Here is a 21,131-nt window from a genome sequence, read left to right as displayed (position 1 = left end):
TTTCGTCCGAACGCTCGGATTTTTGAGTTGCCGGCGAAGGAAGTCGTCGAGCATCTGGTGGTTGACCTGATAGAAAGTCCCGCACGCCGGTATCAGCGAGCCGCCTTGAAAGCACGTGCTGTTTCTGCGAGTCCCTGCGAGACGGACCACGGTGGCGTCCAGCCAAGTTCACTGCGCAACCGACCGCTGTCGACCCGCAGCGAACTCGTCAACCGGCCAACCTGCGCAGTCTTCCCCGTCAGTCTGCCGATGCCGTGCAGCCACGCGAGAGGCACCGGTAGCAGGCGAGCGGGCCGCCCCAGCGCGTGGCCAATTGCCTCGACCATGCCGGCGACCGTGAGGTCGTCGCCATCCGTCACGTGAAAGATGCCTTCGACCGGCGCCAGCCGTGTAGCAACAAGACGAATCGCGTCGGCCAGATTGCCGACGTACACCATACTGCGGCGCGCGTCGACGGCTCCGAGCGGCAGCGGAATGCCGCGATCCACTGCGCGCATCAGTCCGCGAAAATTGGCCCGCACGCCGGGTCCGTAGACGAGTGGGGGCCGGATGACGACGATCTCGATGCCGTTGGCGCGTCCGAACGCCAGCAGCGCCTGCTCAGCCTCGTGCTTGGAAATACCATAAGGGTCGGCGGGCGCCGGCACGTCGTCTTCGCGCCAGGGACGGCCCGGCTCGCTTTCTCCGAGCGCCTTTACGCTGCTAACGAATACGATCCGGCGCGCGCCCGCGCGCCGCGCTGCCGCTGCCGCGCTGAGCGCCCCGTCGACATTCGCCGCACGGTAGGCCGCGAGCGGATCGGCGGCCTCGTCCTGCATCATGTGAACGCGGGCCGCCAGATGGACGAAAACATCGCAATGGGGCAGTGCCGGCTGCCCAGCGGCAATGCTCGCGAAGTTGTCATCGGGGATCACGCATTCGCGCATGTGAGTATCTCGGGTGTCGCACTTGCCGCGGCGCCGCACGAGCGCGATCACATCGTGCCCCGCGTCGCACAGCATTGAACTGAGCACCTTGCCGACAAACCCGTTTGCTCCGCTTATCGCTATTTGCATAGTCTGTTTCCTTGCTACCTGGACGGGTGACGCGGATACATCCGCCGCGCGCCGCCCCGGTTCATGTCATGTGTCCTCATGCGCGAATTGTGCGACACACGTCGCATGTCTTTTCGATCGTCGCCCCCAGAGATAGCTCACCCGCGAGGCTTGGACCCTTCGCGACCAATCCGGTGCGCAACGGAACGAGTACTCTCGTGCAGCGGGCATAAGGGAAGCTGGTATGCAGGACCAACAAATAGCGATGGCAGCAAAGGCTGCCACGGTACGACGCGAGCGGACACTTCGAGGAGATGGGCGCTTTAAAGTCTTGTGGGCGCGGCCGCGGCGCTCAGCCCGTGGGGGGTCATCCGGATACCTGGACTCGGCTGATCGAAGAAACGCTTTGCAGCTTCGCCGTGGTAGCCGGCTGATACTCCGGCACCCAGCGCCGCAGGTCGCGGCGCACTTCGTCGTCGGCCAATACGCGATGTTGCGTCAGCCACGGCAGTAACTCGTCGAGCAGGTGGTCCGGCACCTCGCGTGCCTGTGCGATGCGCAACTTTGGATGTTCGGTGCGAGTTGTGGTTTCATCATCGGCGAGCAACTCTTCATATAGTTTCTCACCGGGGCGCAGACCGGTGAACACGACGCGAATCTGCTCGTCGCTAAAGCCGTGCAGACGGATCAGGTCCCGCGCAAGTTCTGCAATCTTTACTGGCTGGCCCATTTCGAGGATGAAAATCTCGCCGCCGCGTCCCATGCTCGAAGCTTGCAGCACGAGTTGGGAAGCCTCCGGAATGGTCATGAAGAAGCGCGTGATTTCCGGGTGCGTGACCGTGACGGGGCCGCCTTTCGCAATCTGTTGCTGGAACTTGGGAATCACGCTGCCGGCGCTGCCCAGCACGTTGCCGAATCTTACGGTCTCAAATTGAGTGCGCGGGCTCGACTGCTGCAACGACTGACAAGCCATTTCCGCGAGCCGCTTGCTTGCGCCCATCACATTGGTAGGATTGACCGCCTTGTCGGTCGAGATCAGCACAAAATGCCTTACGTCATGACGTATTGCAGAACGCGCAACACGGTAAGTGCCGAGCACATTGTTGCGCATTGCCTGCCACGCGTTCGTTTCCTCCATTAGCGGCACATGCTTGTATGCCGCCGCGTGAAAGAGAATGTGCGGGCTATGGCGTGACATTACCGCGTCGAGCAACAACGAGTCCTTGGCGTCACCAATCACCGGTATCACGGAAAGGTTCGGAAAATGTTCGTTCAGCTCTTCCGTGAGCCGGTACATGGCGTACTCGGACAGGTCGAAGGCGATCAACTGCGAGGGTTCAAACCGCAAAATCTGTCGACATAGCTCGGAGCCGATCGAACCGCCGGCGCCCGTGACCATCACCACCCGGCCTCGCAACAGTGCTTCGACGTGCGGTGTGTCAATCCTGACAGGGTCGCGGCCTAGCAGGTCCTCGAGATCGATCTGGCGCACCTGCGACAGGAATCCTTGGTCCTGCGTAAGCGCCGTCAGCGCGGGCAAGACCATGGCCTGCACACCGGCCCGCACACATAACGTGGTCACCTGGCGCTGCGCTTCCACCGACGCGGAAGGAATCGCGATGATTGCGTACTCCGTCTTCAACTCGCCGGCGAGGCGCGGCAGATCGCTGATCGAGCCGAGAACCTTGTAACCGTAGACTTCCCGCCCCTGTTTAGCAGGATCGTCGTCGAGGAGTCCAACGAGGCGCCATTCGCTCGAGCGCGACAACTCACGGGCTAAACTCGCGCCTGCCGAACCGGCGCCCAGGACGATGACTGGTTTGCCCTGTGCGATCAAGCCACCATAAAGATAGAACTCTTTGGCCGAGCGATACAGCGCGCGCGATCCGCCCATTACAAGAAACAACAGTAGAGGTGAAACCACCAGCACGGAACGCGGAAGTATCGGCGACGGCTGCAGCATGACGGCGCCAATCATCACGACGAGCGCGCCAGACACCACCGCTTTCGAGATTCGAACCAGATCGGGCAGACTTGCGAATACCCACATGCCGCGGTACAGGCCGAAGATCCGGAACATCGCCGCGTACGTCACCTCGACCCACAGCAACGCATGCATACCACCCCGCCAGTACTCCGCCGGCACTGCTCCGTTGAAACGAATCGCATACGCCGCCAGCCATGTTGCGGCCACCGCACACACATCGAATGCGAAAGCGCCTAACGATAGTCGCGACGACTTCAATCGGATCATATTTACGACACCTCGGAAACGTTAAATCTTTATCTGCATGGCCCGGCGGCAAGCAATTAATTGTAAAAACTGGCGCTTGTGCTACGGCAAGATATGTGTTTTGGTGGTACTGTCGAAACGATATAGCCCCCATCTTCTCGCACAATGGCATTATGCCGACACCTCCGAGGAAGCGCCACCGCTTTGCGTCGTCAAAGGCTCGGCTGGCAATAGTGTTTGTCTGAACATTGGACGCACAGCCCGCTCGAAGGTCCTCGATCGCATGCTTTCTGGCTACCGAAAAAGCTCTGCGGCTGCAACACAGGTAGCCATTTGTCTCAGCACCGGCGCCGGCAGTCTTCCTCAGATCAAATACCGACGCGGGACTCAAGTTCCAAGGCAGCTGGCCGTCCACTTTCACAGCCGACTGAGGCTTGGACCAAACAGGTCGGACGCGCGTCTGCGCGGCCAAGAGAAATGCAGTGCGGCATCGCGCTGCCTGATCAGTTGGCGACCTCGCCCAAAGTCACGGCCAAGCAGACGAGGAACTCTCGTAACGCCAAGGCTTGGATCAGTGTCTTCGACGGTCAGCACGTAATCGCCGCTCGGCGCCAGTCCGTGGCAACGGTAGGAAATTACTGATCCACCTGCTCTGTTCTAACGTGGAGCGATTCGGTCCCAGCGACGCAGGGGACCGGCAGCGTGAATTTTGTAATGTCCCTAGGCATCTACATGTGTACGAAGATCCTGCCTGACGAGCCGGGAATACGTGACCGGTCTGCAAAAAAGCCTCCGCTATAATCCCAGTTTTCCTTGGCGCTTCCTGCATGTCTGCAACAGCCATCCACCCCGCTTTCCCGGTGATCATCATCGGTCTTCTCGCATGCGGGTTCGCGACCGTAATTGCTCGACATTCTCGCTTTTATCGTGCACTTGTCGACGAGGAAATCCTCGCAAAAAGGTTCCACTCAATCGATGGGCTACGCGGGTATCTCGCTCTCGGAGTGGTGTTCCATCACGTCATGATTAACTACCAGTACTACCAAAGTGGAGTTTGGGAGTTGACGCCTTCCCGTTTGAATACCTTTCTCGGGCATGGCTCCGTGGCGTTCTTCTTCATGATCACGGCCTATCTGTTTTGGAACCGGGCGACTAGCGAGCATGGGCACGTTGATGCGTTTATATTCTATGTATCGCGCTTGCGCCGGATGGTACCAATGTACCTGTTTTGTGTGACATTGCTGATATGTACCGTCACAGCGTTAACGCATTTCCGGCTGATGGTATCGACCCGCGACCTGGCGCAGCAAATCCTGTCGTGGATACTTTTCACCGTTCCTGGTGCGCCTGATATCAACGGATTTCGTCAAAGTTACCTTGTAAACACGGTTTTCTGGTCGCTCGTCTATGAGTGGAAATTCTATCTTATGTTTCCGCTCCTTGCGATTTTCGCGAGACCGCGGACGCAGTGGTTTTTCGCAGCGGTGGCAGCTTTGTGCATCTGGTTCTATTCAGACACAAAACTGGAATGGTTCTTCTTGTCGGGTTGTCTCGCGGCGATGCTAACTCGAACTCGTATTGCACGCGTTGTTGCGACCGGCTGGGTATGGGCAGCCTTTGCGATCGCCTGCGCAGCGGCCGCACTTTTATTGCAGCCTATCGTCTATAGCGCGATCGGCGCTGGACTGCTGCTTCCAACCTTCGTGGTGATCGCGAGCGGAAATTCCATGTTTGGGTTGCTTACCTGGCGCCCAGCGCGCTTACTCGGCCTATTGAGCTACAGCGTCTATCTGCTTCATAACCAGGTGCTTTACCTTTTATCCCGACTGGTTAACCACTACGTTAGCCTCGCCGCCATGTCTAAACCGGCGTATTACCTGGTCGGTACCCTGGTCGTGTTGCTCACGATCGCCATCGCTGCACTTACGTACCGACTTATCGAATACCCTTTCTTGCGTGTTTCTCCTCGTCACAAATCAAGGGGCACCAGTGCAAACCGGGAGAGGACTGCATAGCTAGTCAGATTAGCAAAAACCTGTGAAGTGAAGTTGACCCGTGAAAACGGACACCTATTCTTTTTGAAGAGGAGGTGTCGAAATGGGCAAGACTCGTACACCGTACCCGGCGGAGTTCCGGGCGCATATCGTGGAATTGGTCAAGGCCGGGCGGACACCGCAGGAGCTCGCGCTGGAGTTCGAACCGACGGCACAGACCATCGTCAACTGGTGCGCGCAGGCTGAGCGTGATGCTGGCGTACGGCATGACGGGCTGACCACGGCTGAACGGCCGGAACTGACGCGTCTGCGCGAATCGCCAGTTAAAAATGGAGCGCGACATTCTCTCGCAGGCTGCGGCCTGGTTCGCGAGAGAGACGGGAGCCGTGCCACCGAAGGGTACGGACTCATGAAAGCGAACCGGGCCCGCTGGCCCATTGCCAGGATGGCACGGCTGCTCGGGGTCTCGACGAGCGGTTTCTACGCGTGGCTGGTACGCGAGCCATCGCAGCAAGCATCCAGCGATGCGCTGCTGCTGGCGCGCATCCGGACGCTGCATGCGAGCTCGCGCGGAACGTATGGCGCGCCACGTATCCACGCGCAGCTCGCACGCGAAGGCATGCACGTGGGACGCAAGCGGGTGGCGCGGCTCATGCGCATGGCAGGGTTGTGTGGGGCCAGCCGGCGGCGCTGGCCACGAACCGCGCGGCAACGTGCGGGGGCACGGCGCGCACCCGACCTGGTACGCCGGCACTTCAGCGCTGATGCGATGAACGTGCTGTGGGTTGCAGATGCCACCGACATCCCGACTGACGAGGGCTTTCCGTATCTGGCCGTGGTGCTCGACGTGTTCAGCCGGCGCATCGTTGGCTGGGCGATGTCCAATCATCTGTATACCGAACTGATGCTGCGAGCGCTGGACATGGCATTGCAGCAGCGCCACCACGATGAGAGGTGGCCTCGTTCGTTCGGGCAGGATCAGCGAGTTTTTAAGTGGAGTTGCTGAGGCAATCAAGCTGCCGATTTTATCGCTGGCAGCGTCGCGAAGTATGCTTCATCCGGTGTCTGATCGGCCAGCCTGGAATGAGGCCGGTTCTGGTTATACCAGTTCAGGTAATTGCCGATTGAGCGACGGGCGTGGCTGACCGAGTCGTAGGCTTTCAGATAGACCTCTTCATATTTGACGCTGCGCCACACCCGTTCGACGAACACGTTGTCACGCCAGGCGCCCTTTCCATCCATGGACAGAAGAACGTTCCGGCTGAGCACCGCGTCGGTGAATTCGGTTGCGGTGAACTGGCTGCCTTGATCCGTGTTGACGATCTCAGGCAGGCCGTATTTCGCAAACGCTTCCTCGAGCGCCTCGACGGCATGGCAGCTCTCCAGCGTGATCGCCACCCGGTGTGCCAGCACCCGACGGCTCGCCCAATCCACGACGGCCGTCAGATAGACGAAGCCGCGCGCCATTGGGATATAGCTCGTATCGAGCGCCCAGACCTGATTGGCCCGGTCGATCTTCCGGTTGCGCAGCAGGTACGGCCAGATCCTGTGGGCTGCATGCTTGCGGCTCGTGTTCGGCTTGCGATACAACGCCTCGACGCCCATGCGTTTCATCAAGCTGCTGACGTGTCTGCGCCCGACCTTGATGCCTTCGCGACGCAGCAGCCGTGCCAGCATTCGTGCCCCTGCAAATGGATGCTCGAGGTGAAGCTCGTCAATCCGGCGCATCAATTTCAGGTCCACTTCGCTGACCCCACGCGATTGGTAATAGGCACTCGACCGGCTGATGCCTACCAGCCGGGCCTGCTGTGTCACCGGCAGAGCGTGATCACGATCGATCATCGCCTTGCGCCCAGCAGTCCCGCCTTGCTGAGCGCGCTATATAAGACATGATGGCCTTCAGGGAGTGCGGCGTTGAGTTCATCCGATAATCGGACGACCTTCACTGAACGGCGGAGACAGTCATGGACAAGGTCAAGCATTACGTCGGGCTCGACGTGCACAAGGACACGATTGCAATCGCATTCGCCACGGCGCATTCACGGAACGACCCTCAGTTCGTCGGGACGACCCGCTACAGCGTCATTTCGCTAACCAAAGCGCTTTCGAAGCTTGCCGCACCATCTGAGATCAGCGTTTGCCATGAAGCAGGCCCTTGCGGCTATGGACTCGTCCGGGCACTGCGCGAGCAAGGCTATCACTGTGAAGTGGTTGCTCCATCGAGGGTCGCCCGCGGACCGGCTGACAGAATCAAGACAGATCGTCGCGACGCACTACTGTTAGCGAGGCTGCATCGGGCTGGCGAACTTGTTCCAGTTACCGTTCCCGAACCGCAGGATGAAGCCATCCGGGACCTGGTTCGTGCCCGTGAGGATGCCGTGAATGATTTGCGCAGGGTGCGGCAGCGGCTCAAGTCCTTCCTGCTTCGCCATGGTCACGCCTATACCGGTAGCCGCTGGGGGCCGAAACACGAGCTCTTTCTTTCAAAGATCAAATTCGAGAATTCCGCCCAGCATATCGTCTTCACCGAGTACCGGATGGCGGTACGGTTTGCCACGGAACTCGTCGAGCGCCTCACGCAGTCGCTACGCGCTCATGCCGAAACCTGGCGTTGGTTGCCAAAGGTCAAAGGCCTGATGACCCTGCGCAGTATTGACTTGATCTCCGCACTAACTATTGTCGCTGAACTTGGCGATTTGCGACGCTTCCCGCATCCACGCGAGTTCATGAGCTACCTGGGACTTGTACCGTCGGAACACTCCAGCGGGAACACAAAGCAGCGCGGCGGTCTGACGAAGACGGGCAACACGCACGTGCGCAGGATACTTGTCGAAGCAGCGTGGAATTATCGGTTGCCCGCGAGAATCGGCGAATCGCTACAGCCTCGGCTCGAAGGACAACCTCGACCTATCATCGATATCGCCTGGAAAGCACAGGTTCGGCTCTGTCACAGATTTCGTCGGTTTCGCGCACGAGGTCTCCATCAGAACAAGACGTGTGCGGCAATCGCGCGTGAACTATGCGGATTTATCTGGGATATCGGAACACGATTGCAGCCAGCCTGAACACCTCAGCAAATTCTCATCGACTTATTCAGTACGGAGCTGCTATCGCAAACCCTCTATCTTCCACCTGATCGGTAACGCGGCACCGGGCGCGATGTGGGGAACCCTCGAGATTTTTTTGTGAGCACGCGACTGCGTGATCTCCGTGGTTAAGAGCGAGGCAGCCCCGTGACGGAAAGATGAAATGCGGTAACCAGCCCGCGGATATGAGCTTGATCCATCGTCGATAAACAGCCCGTGTGCCGCGTTACCAATCAGGTCGGATACGTTGACGTTCGGGATCGCGGCAGCGAGAGCTACGCTCGTCCTGCTTGCAAAAAAAGGCCATATGAAAAATCATTCTCCAACGTCAATTGCCCGATCTTCGCGTGCAGCACCTTCACGTCGACTGGCGGCGCCGACGGCGCCGCGCTGCCCCCTTCGAACACATCGGCAACACGCTCCTGCAGTTGCTTCTTCCAGTCCGTGATCTGGTTCGGATGGACATCAAATTGCTGGGCCAACTCCGCCAGCGTCTTGTCGCCCTTGAGCGCCGCCAGGGCCACCTTTGCCTTGAACGCCGGTGAGTGGGTCCGTCGGTTTCATTTCGTCATCTTCTGGTTCCTTGTTGCCGGCCATTATGGCCGACTCACGCCCCAGCCTTTCCACTCAACGAACTGTCCGAATTCTCGAAGCCACCTCTCTGCAGCGCTTCCAGCTGCTCCCACAGCACGCATGCCAGCCGGTTCTGTTCGAGCGCGAAGGCTTGCAGCGCGTCGGGCTCGACCGGCAATTCCGCGACAGCGATAGCGGTGGGCGGCATGGCTATCATGATGCCAACTCGCGCTACGTTTACAAGATCGGGGAGCGTTGTATCTGCGCAGGCGACAGCGTGTTCAGCTCACGCGCCGTCACCGCGATGGCGCGATGCGGCTCCCGCGCCCGGCCCGGACGGTCAGTTGAAACTCCCCCACTTATGGTCGCGCAAATTCCCCCACCCTGTGAAGCAGGACTAAGGGTTATTTAGCTGGTTTTCGATTTCCGTGCAAGCGTTTCAGCGGCTTCCTTGAGGCGGTAGCTGCGGCCGTCGAATTCAAGCAGGTGGCAGTGATGCATGAGCCGGTCGAGGATCGTGGTGCTCATCGTGTTGTCGCCCAGGTATGCGCCCCAATCCTGCACAACGCGGTTGGACGTGACGACAACGCTTCGATGCAGTTTGTAGCGTTGATGGATCAGCGTTTGCAGCAGTGCGCCAGCGGCGTCGGGGATCGTACGCGACAGGAACAGGTCATCCAGCACGAGCAGATCGCTCTCGAGGATGGCTCGCAGCCGGGCTTCGCGCTGGGCAGTCGGGCTCAGCGCGTAACGGTTAAAGAAGTCGTCGGTCTCAAGATACTGCACCTTGTGGCCTTGCAGGACGGCCTGGTAGGCGACGGCCTTCGCAACGTGCGATTTGCCGGTGCCTGGTTTACCGATGATCAGCGCGTTGTCGCCGGCGGCGATGAACTTCAGCGTGTGCAGCTGGAAGCAGGCCTGGCGAGGCAATTTGGGATTGAAGGCCCAGTCGAATTCGGCGAGCGTGAGTTTCTCTTCCAGGCCGGAGAGCTTGTAGCGGCGTTCGATGAGCCGGGACTGGCGGCGATCCAGTTCGTCCTGCAGGATCAGTGCGAAGGTTTCAAGGAACGGCTGCTGGGAGCCCTGGGCCTGCAACACGCGCGTTTCGAGTGTGTCGCGCACGCCAGACAGGCGGAGCTGTCCGAGAGCCCGTTCGATTTCCGGTAACGTCATGGTCATGCTTGTGTTTCTCCAGTTGGAGGTTGAGGTTCGGCGCCGTGCTGCGCACCGAGGGTAAAGAGTTCGCCGTACTCGGCGGCAGGACGGATCAGCGGGTGATCCTGCGTAAGAGGTAGCTCTAGCTGCGGTGCCTGATCGAGACGCTCGAGTGCCTGTTCGAACAGCCGTTCGACGATCGCGCGCACCTGTTTGTAGCGGTAGACGTGATGACGCAACGCGTGATCGCAGGCCTGCTCGACGAGCCGGGCGGGATACTTCTTCGCCAGACCAACGATGCCCCACATGGCGCGATGGCCGACGCGACCTTCGCTATCGAACATGTGCTGGCACAGCGCCTTTGTTTGTGGCCCGATGTCGCCGGCGCTCGCGAGCAGGAAGGCGCTCTGGCGGGACGGATTGAACGGGCGTTCGTCTTCGGGCAATTCAAGCGAACCGGCCTGCAGGGCGCGAGGATGGGTGCGCAACAACGCCTGCGTACGGCGATCGCGAATCTCGATGGTGGAATCGTATATGCGCACTGAAACGAGACTGCCGATCGGTGCAGGTCGTGCCGCATAGTTGCTGCGATCGATGTTGACAGTGGTGTCGTCCCAGACGGTACGCACGACCTCCGTGAAGTAGCGACAGCCGGTGGTCGGCAACGGCCGCAGATGCGGCCTCTCCTCCTGGAACATGGCCTCGACCTGTCGCCGGGTGCTGCCATGGATGCGTTTGGCCGCCCAGTTTGCCTCCCAGTGCATCAGGAATTCGTTCTGGGCTTCGAGCGACTCGAAACGGCGGCCGGCAAGCGCGGTGCCCTGCGTATGTTGAATCGCGTTCTCGACGGTCCCCTTTCGATTCGGGTCCCGCACACGTGCCGGATCGGCGACGACACCGTAGTGCTCAAGCATCGCCTCGTAGAGCCGGTTGATCTCGGGTTCGTACAGGCCGGGCGTGATGACGCCCTCCCGGAGGTTGTCGAGCACAACGTAGCTGACCGCTCCCCCAAAGTAACGAAAGGCTTCTTCGTGAAGCTGGGCCCAGACCTGCTTGCTGGACTTCCAGACCACGCGCCGGAAACTGCGCCGCGAGTACCGCAGGGTCATCACGAACAACCGCGGGCGTCGGTAGCGGCCGGTCTTCGGATCGCGGGTCAGTGCACCTTCGCCATAATCAACTTGAGCTTCTTCGCCGGGGGCGAACGCGAGACAGTCGAACTGCTCGGGATCAATGTGGCGCAAGGCGCGCACGAAACGCTTGACGCTCTCGTAGCTCGCGGTGAATGCGAACTGATCGACCAGATCCTGATAGATCGCCTGCGCGTTGCGCCTCAGGCGGACCTGCTGTTCGATCCACTCGCGATGCGGTTCGCTTGCGGAGCGGGCGAAATTGAACGTTGTGGTCTTGCTGGAACCGTCGGTAGCCGGTGGTCGCGGCGGTGGGGGAGTTTGCGTGACGGCCGTTTCAGAGCCGGTGGTCACCATGGGGGAGTTTGCCGAACCGGACTTCTCCGACTCGAACATCGCCTGATAGCGACGAATCGTCTTGCGGTCGATGCCCGTGAGCCGCTGGATCTGGCGCTGGCTCTTGTTGCGCTCGAGTAATGTGAATACGGTGCTTTGCAGGTGCGGCTTCAAGACGTTCACCCCCTGAACTCCTTCTTGTTCGAAGGAGACGAAGATAGACGTCCTGCAACACCTCTCCCGGCGGCTTTAGTGGCTCAGCCGACGGTCGTCAGGTGGGGGAGTTTGAAGTGACCATACCCGGAGGAATTTGACCGACCGCCGGGGCGCCCGGATCTCAATGCCTTCGAGCCAGGCGTTGAGTTCGGTGAGCGTGAAGCCGCGTTGCGCGAGCGCCAACGGTGATGGAAAGCGGCCCCGATCAAGGCGCTTGTACCAGAGCGCGCAGCCGGTGCGATCCCAGTATAGGCATTTGACTTTCAAGCGGTCCCGCCCGACGAACACGAACAGATTGCCCGAGACACGGTTCTGGGCAAGCAGTGGTTCGACCAGATACGACAGGCCGTCGATGGATTTGCGCATGTCGACCGGCTCACGGCAGATATACGCACGGACATCGGCTGCGATCAGCACCGGCTACCGCCGAGCTGTCCGAGCACGAAACGCAGGATGCGCTCGGCATGAGCACCGGTCAGCTCGATGCGAACACCGGCGAGTGACAACGTCACCCGATCACGCGAAGACGACAAAGCGTCCGCCGTCGACGGTGGAGCAGGAGTGGCTGGCGCGGCGTCCGGATGGGAAACGATAAATGCCGCGTCTGGTGTGACCGCGAGCGGGTGCGCCTCTGCACCTGGCTCGCTTGAGAGCTTCCTGCGCCACAGGCCGAAGGTACTGACGGCGAGCCCCTGCTCACGACAGAAACGTCGAAGTCCCAGTCCGCTTGTGGTCCACGCGATGACCATCTCGCGCCAGAATGCTTCGCCTTGCCGGGGGCGGCGCGCGCCCGTCGGTACGGCCTCTCCCGTTGCGTCGTCCATCGCATTGCTCCGTCGTTACGATGGCATCACCTTCGCACCGCGCTCGCGTGCATTCAAGACGGGATGCGCTGACGGATACGTTACGCGCAATATGACTCGATGATTGGGGAATGGTTCCCCTCGACGCGATGGTCCGAAACGATCTGCTCGAGATGATCGATGACCGCTCGCGGGGAAGGCGGCCATCATCACCAGCCAGTTACCGATTGAGCACTGGCATGGATGGATCGGCGACGAGACCAACGCCGACGCAATGCTCGACCGTCTCATGCAGGTTTATCACTGGATCACGCTCGCCGGTGAATCCCTCATGTGAACGGCGGGCGGAATCCGACATTAGATGGCGGCGTAGCACAGCAACGCGACGCTATGGCTGTTCAGCCGGCGACCCTGGAACGCGTGAGGCACAGCTTCCGGTGCGTCGGAGGGAGCCCGTAGGGCGAGCGCAGACGCACCGGGGATGTGCGGTTCGCCAAGGGGGTGGCGCGGGAATCGGGATGCGGTAGAAGAACGACTACAACTGACCGCCGAAGAAGCAGGCCCGACACCGGTCCTAACCGCCAAGTTCATTCCAGTGTCGAGCCCCACACGCGCACAACGGGGTACGGGTGCCGGGCCAGTATGGCACGGCTGATCCGCCTCGTCGATACCGCTTCGGCATTGACGGGGATTGCCGATGCCGGCCACTGGCCGCCTCTTTCTGTGCGCCCGCTGCCGGGCGCAGGTCGTCGTGTGCCGCCGTTGCGATCGCGGCCAGGTTTACTGCGGTGGCGACTGCTCACAGGCCTCACGCCGCGCCCGCCTGCGCGAGGCTGGCCAACGCTATCAGCTCAGTCGCCGTGGCCGCTTTGCGCATGCCGAACGGATGCGACGTTATCGTCAGCGCCTCAATAAAGTGACGCATCAGCGTTCCCCGACACCCGTCGCCGATGCTCTACTGCCACTGACTTCGACGACGACGGCCACCGCATCGACATCCACTGTCGCCGCGCCCGGATCGACGCCTTGCAGCTTCTGTCGCCGCATCTGTTCGGGCCTGCTACGCATCCATCGGGCTACTGCGCCGTCGGGTCTTCCGTGATGTTCGTACTGCTACTGACAGAACAGGAAACGACCCATGACCATTGGAGCTGAACTCGAGGCGCAGATCCTGCGCTATTACCACGTGGAGAAGTGGCGTTGCGGCACCATCGCGCGCCAGTTCCGCGTGCACCGCGGCACCGTCCAGCGCGTGCTGGCCCAGGCTGGTCTGCCCAGGATTGGTGCCGTTCAGCGAGCCTCGCAGACCGACGCGTATCTGCCGTTCATCCATGAGACGCTGAAGAAGTTTCCCTCGCTCACGGCCAGCCGCCTGTATGCGATGGTGTATGAGCGTGGCTACCGGGGCAGTCATCACCATTTCCGGCACCTGATGTCACTGCACCGGCCACGCCCGGTACCTGAGGCTTACCTGCGCCTGCGCACGCTGCCCGGGGAACAGGCGCAGGTCGACTGGGCCAGCTTCGGTCACCTGCAGATCGGTCGGGCGCGACGACCGTTGATGGCCTTCGTGATGGTGCTGTCGTGGTCACGGCAGATCTATCTGCGCTTCTTCCTTGATGCCCGCATGGACAGCTTCCTGGCGGGCCATGCCGGCGCCTTCGAAGCGTGGTCCGGAGTACCCAGGGTTCTGCTTTACGATAACCTGCGTAGCGCCGTGCTCGAGCGTCAGGGCGATGCGATCCGCTTCCACCCGACGTTGCTCGCGTTCGCCGCGCATCACCGTTATGAGCCCCGTCCGGTGGCCGTCGCACGGGGCAACGAGAAGGGGCGAGTTGAACGGGCAATCCGCTTCGTACGTGAGAGCTTCTTTGCCGCTCGCAGATTCACGGACCTCGACGATCTCAATGCGCAAGCTGCACACTGGTGCGCGGGTCCCGCTGCCGAGCGGCCCTGCCGCGAAGAACCCACGATCACCGTGCGCGAGGCCTTCGGGCGCGAACAGCCCAGCCTGCTCGCGTTGCCGGAGAATCCATACCCGTGTGAGCTGCTTCTCGCCGTGAAGGTCGGCAAGACGCCCTACGTGCGCTTCGACCTGAACGACTATACGATCCCGTACACCCATGTGCGACGCACGCTCACGGTATGCGCTGATCCCCGGCGCGTGCGCATTCTCGACGGCGCCGATCTGCTCGCCACCCATGAACGCAGTTACGATCGCGGCGCGAAGATCGAGATTGCCGCGCACATCGATGCGCTCGTCGCAAGGAAGCGCGAAGCCCGTCACCATCGCGGTCTTGATCATCTGGCCCGAGCCGCGCCGGCCAGCCGAACCCTGATGCTGCACGCCGCTGAGCGTGGCGGCAACCTGGGCAATATCACCACGCACCTACTGCGACTGCTCGACCGCTATGGCCCCGCCGAACTGCAGGCCGCGATCGAGGAAACCCTTGCCAGCGGCGCGGCGCCTCATCCCAATCCGGTACGTCTGGCGCTTGAGCGCCGACGCGAAGCACGGCAGGCACCGCCGCCCGTCACCCTCATCCTGCCCGAACACGTGCGCAACAAGGACACGCTGGTGACACCACACCGGCTCGACATCTACGACCAGCTTGCGGGAGACGCCGATGAACGCGCCTGAGAACCTCCAGGGGCGCGCGAACGCCCTGCGTCTGTACGGACTGCTCGCACATTGGTCCGATGTGGCCGCCGAACAGTGGGTCGCACCGCTGTTGCAGTGGGAAGAGGATGAGCGCGCCCGCCGTTCGCTGGAGCGACGTATCCGTGCCGCGCGTCAATCAAGATGAGAGGAGCGCGTCAGTCAGGATGAGAGAACGGGCATGGCGGCAGCGGGAACGGGCGTAGCCCGGAACCGCTGCCGCCATGCCGCGCCAGAAGGCGACCTTCACCGGGAGCTTTTTTGGTGGTCGCGGTAGATCGGGTATGAACAAACCTTCCATGCCATGGGAGGTGCGCCGTGCCCGGACGCCACGTCAACGACCACCAGATGAGGCTCTACATGAAGCACAGACTCAAGGAAGCGCCACCCGAGGCGGCTGCCCGGGCCGGGTTTAGCGTCGCCACCGCCTACCGCATCGAAGAGGATCCACGGTTGCCATCGCAGAAGAAGGCGCCACGCGAGCGCCGGCGCGCGGATCCGTTGGCCGGGATTTTCGACGCGGAGATTGTTCCACTACTGACCTCCGCTCCAGGCATCCGGCCCGTTGCGGTGTTGGAAGAGATGCTTCGGCGCCATCCGCAGCTCTCACGTGACGTGCGCCGCACACTGGAGCGGCGCATCCGCGTCTGGCGGGCACTGCATGGCGAGGAACGCGAGGTCATGTTTCGTCAGGTACATCAGCCCGGTCGGCTCGGGCTGTCCGATTTCACCGAGATGCAGGCTCTCGGCGTCACCGTGGCCGGCGCCGCGCTGGACCATCGCCTGTATCACTTCCGTCTGGCCTGCTCGGGCTTTGAACACGCTCACGTCATTCTCGGTGGCGAGAGTTATGTTGCCCTCGCCGAAGGGCTTCAGAACGCGCTCTGGGCACTCGGCGCGGCACCGCTCGAGCATCGCAGCGACAGTCTGTCGGCGGCGTTTCGCAATCTGGATCGCGATGCGCGCGACGATCTGACCACGCGTTACGAAGCCCTATGTGCTCACTACGGCATGCAGCCCACGCGCAACAACCGTGGAATCGCACACGAGAACGGCGCCATTGAGAGTCCTCATGGTCACCTCAAGAGTGCGATCCGCGACGCGCTGCTGCTGCGCGGCAGCGTCGAGTTCATCGACCTTGCCGCCTATCGCGGCTTCATCGACGAGATCGTCAGCCGCATCAACGCGCGTAATGGCAAGCGCATCAAGGCGGAAGTGCCGTTCCTTCAGCTTCTGCCCAACACGCGCACCAGCGATTACGAGGAAACGCGTGTCTACATCACCTCCACCGGCGGTTTCGTATTGCGCAAGGTCTTCTATTCCGTTCCGTCGCGGCTGATCGGCCACCGGTTGCGGGTGCGGCTGTACGACGACCGGCTGGAACTATTCTTGGGTGGCACGGCCCTTAGACGTTGCGGCGTGGCCGCCCAGGCACCAGCGGCAAGCATGGCCACGTCATTGACTACCGGCATGTCATTCACGCGCTGCGCCGCAAGCCGATGGCGCTGCTCAACCTTGTGTACCGCGACCAGCTGTTCCCGCGCGAGGCCTATCGGCTGACCTTCGATCGCCTGTGCGAGCAACTGTCCTCGCGCGCGGCGTGCAAGACCACGGTCGAGTTGCTGAGCCTGGCTCACGAGCGCGCCTGCAAGGCCGAGCTGGCCCATGCGCTGGAACAGAACCTGGCCGATGGTCGACTACCCGATCTGGACGAACTGCGCTCGCGTTTTGCTCCGGATCCGGCAGCTGTCCCACAAGTGCACGTACAACTGACTTCGTTGCGCGACTACGAAGCCCTGCTTACCCTGAGTCAGGAGATGACAGCATGAGCCACGATTTCGATGCTACCCGCCTGTCGCTGCTGCTTAACGATTTGCGGCTACCCGCTGTCAAACAGATCTGGCCAGCCTTCGCCGAGCGCGCCGACAAGGAGGGCTGGCCCGCGGCACGCCTGATCATGGCGCTGGCCGAACACGAGATTGCCGAACGCGATAGGCGTCGTATTGAACGCCATCTGAAGGAGGCCCGGCTGCTACCGGGCAAGACGCTGGAGACCTTCGATTTCGATGCAGTGCCAATGATCTCTAAAGCACAGGTCTCGGCACTGTGTGCCGGCGATGGATGGCTGCGCAACGGCGCCAACCTGATCATGGTCGGGACGCCTGGCGGCGGCAAGTCGCACCTGTCGTCGGCCATCGGACTGAGCCTGCTGGACAAAGGCTGGAAGGTCCTGTTCACCCGCACCTCCGACCTTGTGCAGCGGCTCCAGGTTGCACGTCGCGAGCTCGCGCTCGAAGCCGCCATCAACCGTCTGAACCGCTTCGACCTGCTCATTCTCGACGACTTTGCATACGTCACCAAGGACCAGGCCGAAACCTCCGTGTTATTCGAGCTGATCAGCGCCCGATACGAATGCCGATCCCTTCTTCTAACCGCCAACCAGCCGTTTAGTGACTGGAACAAGGTCTTCCCCGACCCCGCCATGACGCTGGCCGCAGTCGACCGGCTGGTCCATCATTCGACCATCTTCGAGATGAATGTCGAAAGCTACCGGCGGCGCACCGCCATGCAGCGCAAACAGCAGGGGCCAGGACGCCCTGCGCGCTATGCCACGCCGAACAATGTCGGCATGCCTGCGACTCCGGAGAACGAATCATGACACGCGTCGCCTGACGCACACACTAATCCGACATTGCCCAGCGTCAATCAACGAACGCGCGTCAATCAACTTTAACCGCTTGTCAGCGTCAATCAACAACGGCATCATCAACCTCGCCGCGACATTCTCATCCTGTTTGTCGCGCGCCTCTCATCCAGACTGTCGCGCCACAGTATCCGCGATGCACGCCTGGGCAACTTCAAGCCGCTGTGCGACTTCGACTGGAGCTGGCCCACGCGCTGCGACCGGCTGGCCGTTGAAGAGCTGATGTCGCTCGGGTTCGTCAGGGATACCGCCAACGTCGTGATGATCGGCCCGAATGGGGTCGGCAAGTCGACCCTGGCGCTCAATCTCGCCTATCAGGCGCTCGTGCACGGTCACACCGCGCTGTTCACGACCGCCGGCCAGATGCTCGGGGAACAGGCCGCACTGGACAGCGATTCGGCGCTGCGCCGGCGCCTGCGCCGCTATGCATCCCCCGACGTCCTGGTCATTGATGAGGTCGGTTACCTCTCGTACTCAAACCGCCACGCCGATCTGCTGTTCGAACTGGTCAGCCGCAGGTACGGCTCGGCAAGTACCGTGGTCACAACCAACAGACCGTTCTCCGAATGGCACGAGGTGTTCCCGAACGCCGCGTGTGTCGTCTCGCTCGTTGACCGGCTGGTACATCGCGCCGAAGTCATTGCCATCGAGGGCGAGTCCTACCGGGTCAAGGAAGCGCGCGAGAGGGCCGAACAGCGCGCCAGCAGACGCAGTAGCGCGCGTGCGGAGAAGAAATCATGAAGCGCCTGGCAAACCTGCCTTCGGGCATTGCCCGCGGGCTCGACTTCCTGATACCGGACAACTGGTCGCCGGAACAGGCACTCGCCGTCGTCGAACTCATCGAGGATCTGCGTGCGCGGATCTGCATGCACTATGACCTCGCCCTGCATGACCTGCTGCGCGAACAGCGTTCCCCTCCAGGCGATCCTCGCCTCAACGACATCGGCGACCCATTCTGATAGGGGCTGTCCATCCCGAGAGAGGCCGTCAACGGCGCTTCATTGTTGACGGTCCTGGTCAACCTTGCGCCGCCATTTATGTGCGGATTTACGCCGCCGTCAACACCTCAGAAAGTCATCCCCAAAACCCAGCGTCCCGGAGCCCGAACTCGACCAGAAATAACAAGAAAATCTACAATCAACACCGCGCAACGCCCAACCCCGCCGAATCGGTCACGCTCCCGAAATCGGCGGTCACGTTCGACAAAATACGAACTTCCAGGACCGATAGCTAATGGCTGAATGCTATTTAAGAACTGTGAACTTTCGCCGTTAAGGAGCCAAACCGTTTTCGGCATAAAGGCGTCGAGGACTTTTCGGCGTTTAGGCGCCACAAGTCTTTCGGCGTATAGGCGCCAGTAGATTTTCGCCATAAAGGCGCCACTGGCGTCTGAGTCGGGCGCTCGAACTTCGCCAACCGCTACCCTCATGGCACGCATTTGCTCCGGAGGGTGGCTTGAAGAGGAAGTTCGAGATGTACCAATATCGACAGGTTCTGGTGCGAATGCGCCAGGGTGACTCCGACCGGGATATCGACCGCTCGAAGATCATGGGCCGTAAGAAGCTGGCAGCCGTACGGGAGATCGCAACCGAGCGGGGGTGGCTTTCTCCGGACAACGCTCTGCCGGATGACGCGCAGCTTGCTTCAGCGTTCAGCCGAAGGGAGTTCCTGCCTGCGAGCTGTATCTCGTCGGCCGAGCCGTGGCGCGAGCAGATTGCGCAGTGGCACGACGCGGGCGTGCCCGGCACGACGATTCACAGCGCGCTGGTGCGCAACCACGGCTACGAGGGAAGCTACTCATCCGTCTACAGGCTACTTCAGCAATTGAAGGCGGAGCTCACGCCGGATGTACCGATGCGGCTGGAGTTCAAACCTGCAGAAGCCGCGCAGGTTGATTTCGGCGCAGGTCCGACCATCACGGACGCGCACACGGGCGAGGTCCACAAGACGTGGTTCTTCGTGATGACCTTGTGCTGGTCGCGGCATCAATACGTCGAGTTTGTCCGCGACCAAAGCGTCGACACATGGTTGCTATGTCATCGTCACGCCTTCGAATGGTTCAATGGCGTAGTGGGCCGCGTCACCATCGATAACCCCAAGTGTGCCATCGTCAAGGCCTGTATCTACGAACCCGAAGTCCAGCGGGCCTATGCGCAATGCGCCGAAGGGTATTCGTTCAAGATCGATCCGTGTCCGCCGAGGGACCCGGCTAAAAAAGGAATCGTCGAATCGGGCGTCAAATACGTGAAGTCGAGCTTCCTTCCTCTTCGCGAATTTCGTGATCTTGACGACGCCAACCGGCAAGCGCAAGCCTGGGTGATGCAAGAGGCCAGCACCCGGACGCATGGCACGACGCGCGAGGTGCCGCTCAAGCGTTTCGAAGACGTTGAACAGGCGCTGTTGCAGCCGCTTCCCGATGTGCCGCCCGAGCTGGCAACCTGGGCGCGCGTGAAGGTCCATCGCGACGCCCATGTGCAATTCGAGCGCGCCTACTATTCCGTGCCGTTTCGGCTTGCCGGTAAAGAGCTGTGGCTCAAGGCAACCGCCACAATGGTGCAGGTTTACTACGAGCACGAACTGTCAGCATCGCATGTCCGCCAGACTGCGCCAGGTACGCGTAGCACGGTGGCCGATCACATGCCGCCAGCAGCACAGGCCTGGCAAATGCACGACACCCAATGGTGCCTGAGAGAAGCGCAACGTATCGGACCGTCCTGCTACGCGCTTGTTCACGCGCTCTTCGGAGATCAGGTTCTCATCAAGCTGCGCGCCGTACAGGGCGTGCTGCGCTTCGCCCAGCAGTTCGGCGCATCTCGCCTGGAGGCCGCCTGCCGTCGCGCGAATCACTTCGGCACGCCAAGCTACAAAGCCGTCAAGCTGATCCTGCAGAAAGGCCTCGACCAGACCTGGCTGTCGACCGAACCTGTTGAATCGGGCGCGACCACCTACACCCACGGCGGCCGCTTCTGCCGCGATACCCAGACTCTGCTTATCCATTGAACATGAATCCAATTCCCGAACTCACGTCTTCCCTTAAGCAATTGCGACTGTCCGGCATCCTCGACACGCTCGAAGCGCAGCCGTGAAGCCATCGACCGTAAGCTCGCCTATACCGATTTCCTGACGTTGCTCATCCAGGACGAGATCGCACGGCGCGATCATCGAAAGCTCGACGCCCGCATGCGCCGCGCGAACTTCCGTGGCCAGT

16 protein-coding genes and 6 pseudogenes are annotated in these 21,131 nt (G+C 61.1%); 12 read left to right on the top strand and 10 right to left on the bottom strand.

Going from position 1 to position 21,131, the window contains the following annotated elements; all coding sequences use genetic code 11:
• Nucleotides 1-92: 92 nt before the first annotated feature.
• A complete protein-coding gene (locus BCA01S_RS33560; RefSeq protein WP_027780602.1) occupies nucleotides 93-1,055 on the bottom strand; it encodes an NAD-dependent epimerase/dehydratase family protein in 963 nt (320 codons plus the stop codon).
• Between the two features lie 346 nt (nucleotides 1,056-1,401).
• Nucleotides 1,402-3,288: a polysaccharide biosynthesis protein gene (locus BCA01S_RS33555; RefSeq protein WP_027780601.1), complete on the bottom strand. Its 1,887-nt coding sequence runs from the start codon at nucleotides 3,286-3,288 to the stop codon at nucleotides 1,402-1,404.
• Between the two features lie 806 nt (nucleotides 3,289-4,094).
• Here BCA01S_RS33555 and BCA01S_RS33550 point away from each other — a divergent pair.
• Both BCA01S_RS33550 and BCA01S_RS36675 read left to right on the top strand, forming a co-directional pair.
• Nucleotides 4,095-5,282 carry an acyltransferase family protein gene (locus tag BCA01S_RS33550; RefSeq protein ID WP_027780600.1) on the top strand — a complete coding sequence of 396 codons (1,188 nt, stop codon included), beginning with the start codon at nucleotides 4,095-4,097 and terminating at the stop codon, nucleotides 5,280-5,282.
• An 82-nt stretch (nucleotides 5,283-5,364) separates the two neighbouring features.
• Nucleotides 5,365-6,267, top strand: coding sequence for an IS3 family transposase (locus tag BCA01S_RS36675; RefSeq protein WP_052369604.1), 903 nt, complete (start codon nucleotides 5,365-5,367; stop codon nucleotides 6,265-6,267).
• Between the two features lie 5 nt (nucleotides 6,268-6,272).
• Here the strand turns inward: BCA01S_RS36675 and BCA01S_RS33540 are convergent.
• A pseudogene (locus tag BCA01S_RS33540) lies at nucleotides 6,273-7,139 on the bottom strand (IS3 family transposase); the annotation flags it as partial.
• 86 nt (nucleotides 7,140-7,225) lie between these two features.
• Here BCA01S_RS33540 and BCA01S_RS33535 point away from each other — a divergent pair.
• Nucleotides 7,226-8,326, top strand: coding sequence for an IS110 family RNA-guided transposase (locus BCA01S_RS33535; protein WP_027780598.1), 1,101 nt, complete (start codon nucleotides 7,226-7,228; stop codon nucleotides 8,324-8,326).
• A 332-nt stretch (nucleotides 8,327-8,658) separates the two neighbouring features.
• Here the strand turns inward: BCA01S_RS33535 and BCA01S_RS36255 are convergent.
• The 6 genes and pseudogenes from BCA01S_RS36255 to tnpA form a co-directional block, all read right to left on the bottom strand.
• Nucleotides 8,659-8,871, bottom strand: a pseudogene (locus tag BCA01S_RS36255) (transposase); the annotation flags it as partial.
• An 83-nt stretch (nucleotides 8,872-8,954) separates the two neighbouring features.
• On the bottom strand, nucleotides 8,955-9,128 hold the full coding sequence (locus tag BCA01S_RS38330) for a hypothetical protein (RefSeq protein WP_169740560.1): 174 nt from the start codon (nucleotides 9,126-9,128) through the stop codon (nucleotides 8,955-8,957).
• Nucleotides 9,129-9,328: 200 nt separating this feature from the next.
• Nucleotides 9,329-10,099 (bottom strand): IS21-like element helper ATPase IstB, encoded by a 771-nt coding sequence (istB, locus tag BCA01S_RS33520; protein ID WP_027780597.1) that lies wholly within the window; start codon nucleotides 10,097-10,099, stop codon nucleotides 9,329-9,331.
• A complete protein-coding gene (gene istA, locus BCA01S_RS33515; protein WP_244146118.1) occupies nucleotides 10,096-11,760 on the bottom strand; it encodes an IS21 family transposase in 1,665 nt (554 codons plus the stop codon). The genes istB (BCA01S_RS33520) and istA (BCA01S_RS33515) overlap by 4 nt, the downstream gene beginning before the upstream one ends.
• A 30-nt stretch (nucleotides 11,761-11,790) precedes the next feature.
• Nucleotides 11,791-12,174: an IS66 family insertion sequence element accessory protein TnpB gene (gene tnpB / locus BCA01S_RS36250; protein WP_052369599.1), complete on the bottom strand. Its 384-nt coding sequence runs from the start codon at nucleotides 12,172-12,174 to the stop codon at nucleotides 11,791-11,793.
• Complete coding sequence (gene tnpA, locus BCA01S_RS33505) at nucleotides 12,168-12,581, bottom strand: IS66 family insertion sequence element accessory protein TnpA (protein WP_027780595.1); 414 nt, start codon at nucleotides 12,579-12,581, stop codon at nucleotides 12,168-12,170. Before tnpA ends, tnpB begins: the two co-directional genes overlap by 7 nt.
• 95 nt (nucleotides 12,582-12,676) lie before the next feature.
• Here tnpA and BCA01S_RS39590 point away from each other — a divergent pair.
• A pseudogene (locus tag BCA01S_RS39590) lies at nucleotides 12,677-12,897 on the top strand (ATP-binding protein); the annotation flags it as partial.
• A 587-nt stretch (nucleotides 12,898-13,484) separates the two neighbouring features.
• Here the strand turns inward: BCA01S_RS39590 and BCA01S_RS39420 are convergent.
• Nucleotides 13,485-13,607, bottom strand: a complete 123-nt coding sequence (locus BCA01S_RS39420) for a hypothetical protein (RefSeq protein ID WP_255218497.1) — start codon at nucleotides 13,605-13,607, stop codon at nucleotides 13,485-13,487.
• Between the two features lie 91 nt (nucleotides 13,608-13,698).
• Between BCA01S_RS39420 and istA (BCA01S_RS33490) the strand changes: the two genes are divergently transcribed.
• The 8 genes and pseudogenes from istA (BCA01S_RS33490) to BCA01S_RS39415 form a co-directional block, all read left to right on the top strand.
• Entirely contained in the window at nucleotides 13,699-15,201 is a 1,503-nt protein-coding gene (istA, locus tag BCA01S_RS33490) for an IS21 family transposase (RefSeq protein ID WP_027780594.1), read from the top strand.
• A complete protein-coding gene (locus tag BCA01S_RS33485) occupies nucleotides 15,188-15,367 on the top strand; it encodes a hypothetical protein (protein WP_027780593.1) in 180 nt (59 codons plus the stop codon). The genes istA (BCA01S_RS33490) and BCA01S_RS33485 overlap by 14 nt, the downstream gene beginning before the upstream one ends.
• A 170-nt stretch (nucleotides 15,368-15,537) precedes the next feature.
• Nucleotides 15,538-17,048 (top strand): annotated as a pseudogene (gene istA / locus BCA01S_RS36245) (IS21 family transposase).
• Nucleotides 17,045-17,878 (top strand): IS21-like element helper ATPase IstB, encoded by an 834-nt coding sequence (gene istB, locus BCA01S_RS33475; protein ID WP_027780592.1) that lies wholly within the window; start codon nucleotides 17,045-17,047, stop codon nucleotides 17,876-17,878. Before istA (BCA01S_RS36245) ends, istB (BCA01S_RS33475) begins: the two are co-directional and overlap by 4 nt.
• Nucleotides 17,879-18,019: 141 nt before the next feature.
• Nucleotides 18,020-18,664 (top strand): annotated as a pseudogene (locus BCA01S_RS33470) (ATP-binding protein); the annotation flags it as partial.
• Complete coding sequence (locus BCA01S_RS33465; protein WP_027780590.1) at nucleotides 18,661-18,882, top strand: hypothetical protein; 222 nt, start codon at nucleotides 18,661-18,663, stop codon at nucleotides 18,880-18,882. The pseudogene BCA01S_RS33470 and the gene BCA01S_RS33465, both read left to right, overlap by 4 nt.
• A 514-nt stretch (nucleotides 18,883-19,396) precedes the next feature.
• Nucleotides 19,397-20,923 carry an IS21 family transposase gene (gene istA, locus BCA01S_RS33460; RefSeq protein WP_027780589.1) on the top strand — a complete coding sequence of 509 codons (1,527 nt, stop codon included), beginning with the start codon at nucleotides 19,397-19,399 and terminating at the stop codon, nucleotides 20,921-20,923.
• 2 nt (nucleotides 20,924-20,925) lie between these two features.
• Nucleotides 20,926-21,131, top strand: a pseudogene (locus BCA01S_RS39415) (ATP-binding protein); the annotation flags it as partial.

The organism is Paraburkholderia caledonica NBRC 102488 (assembly GCF_000685095.1).
GTDB lineage: Bacteria > Pseudomonadota > Gammaproteobacteria > Burkholderiales > Burkholderiaceae > Paraburkholderia > Paraburkholderia caledonica.
Note: the sequence above shows the minus strand (reverse complement) of the source record. Positions and strands in the feature narration are given on the sequence as shown.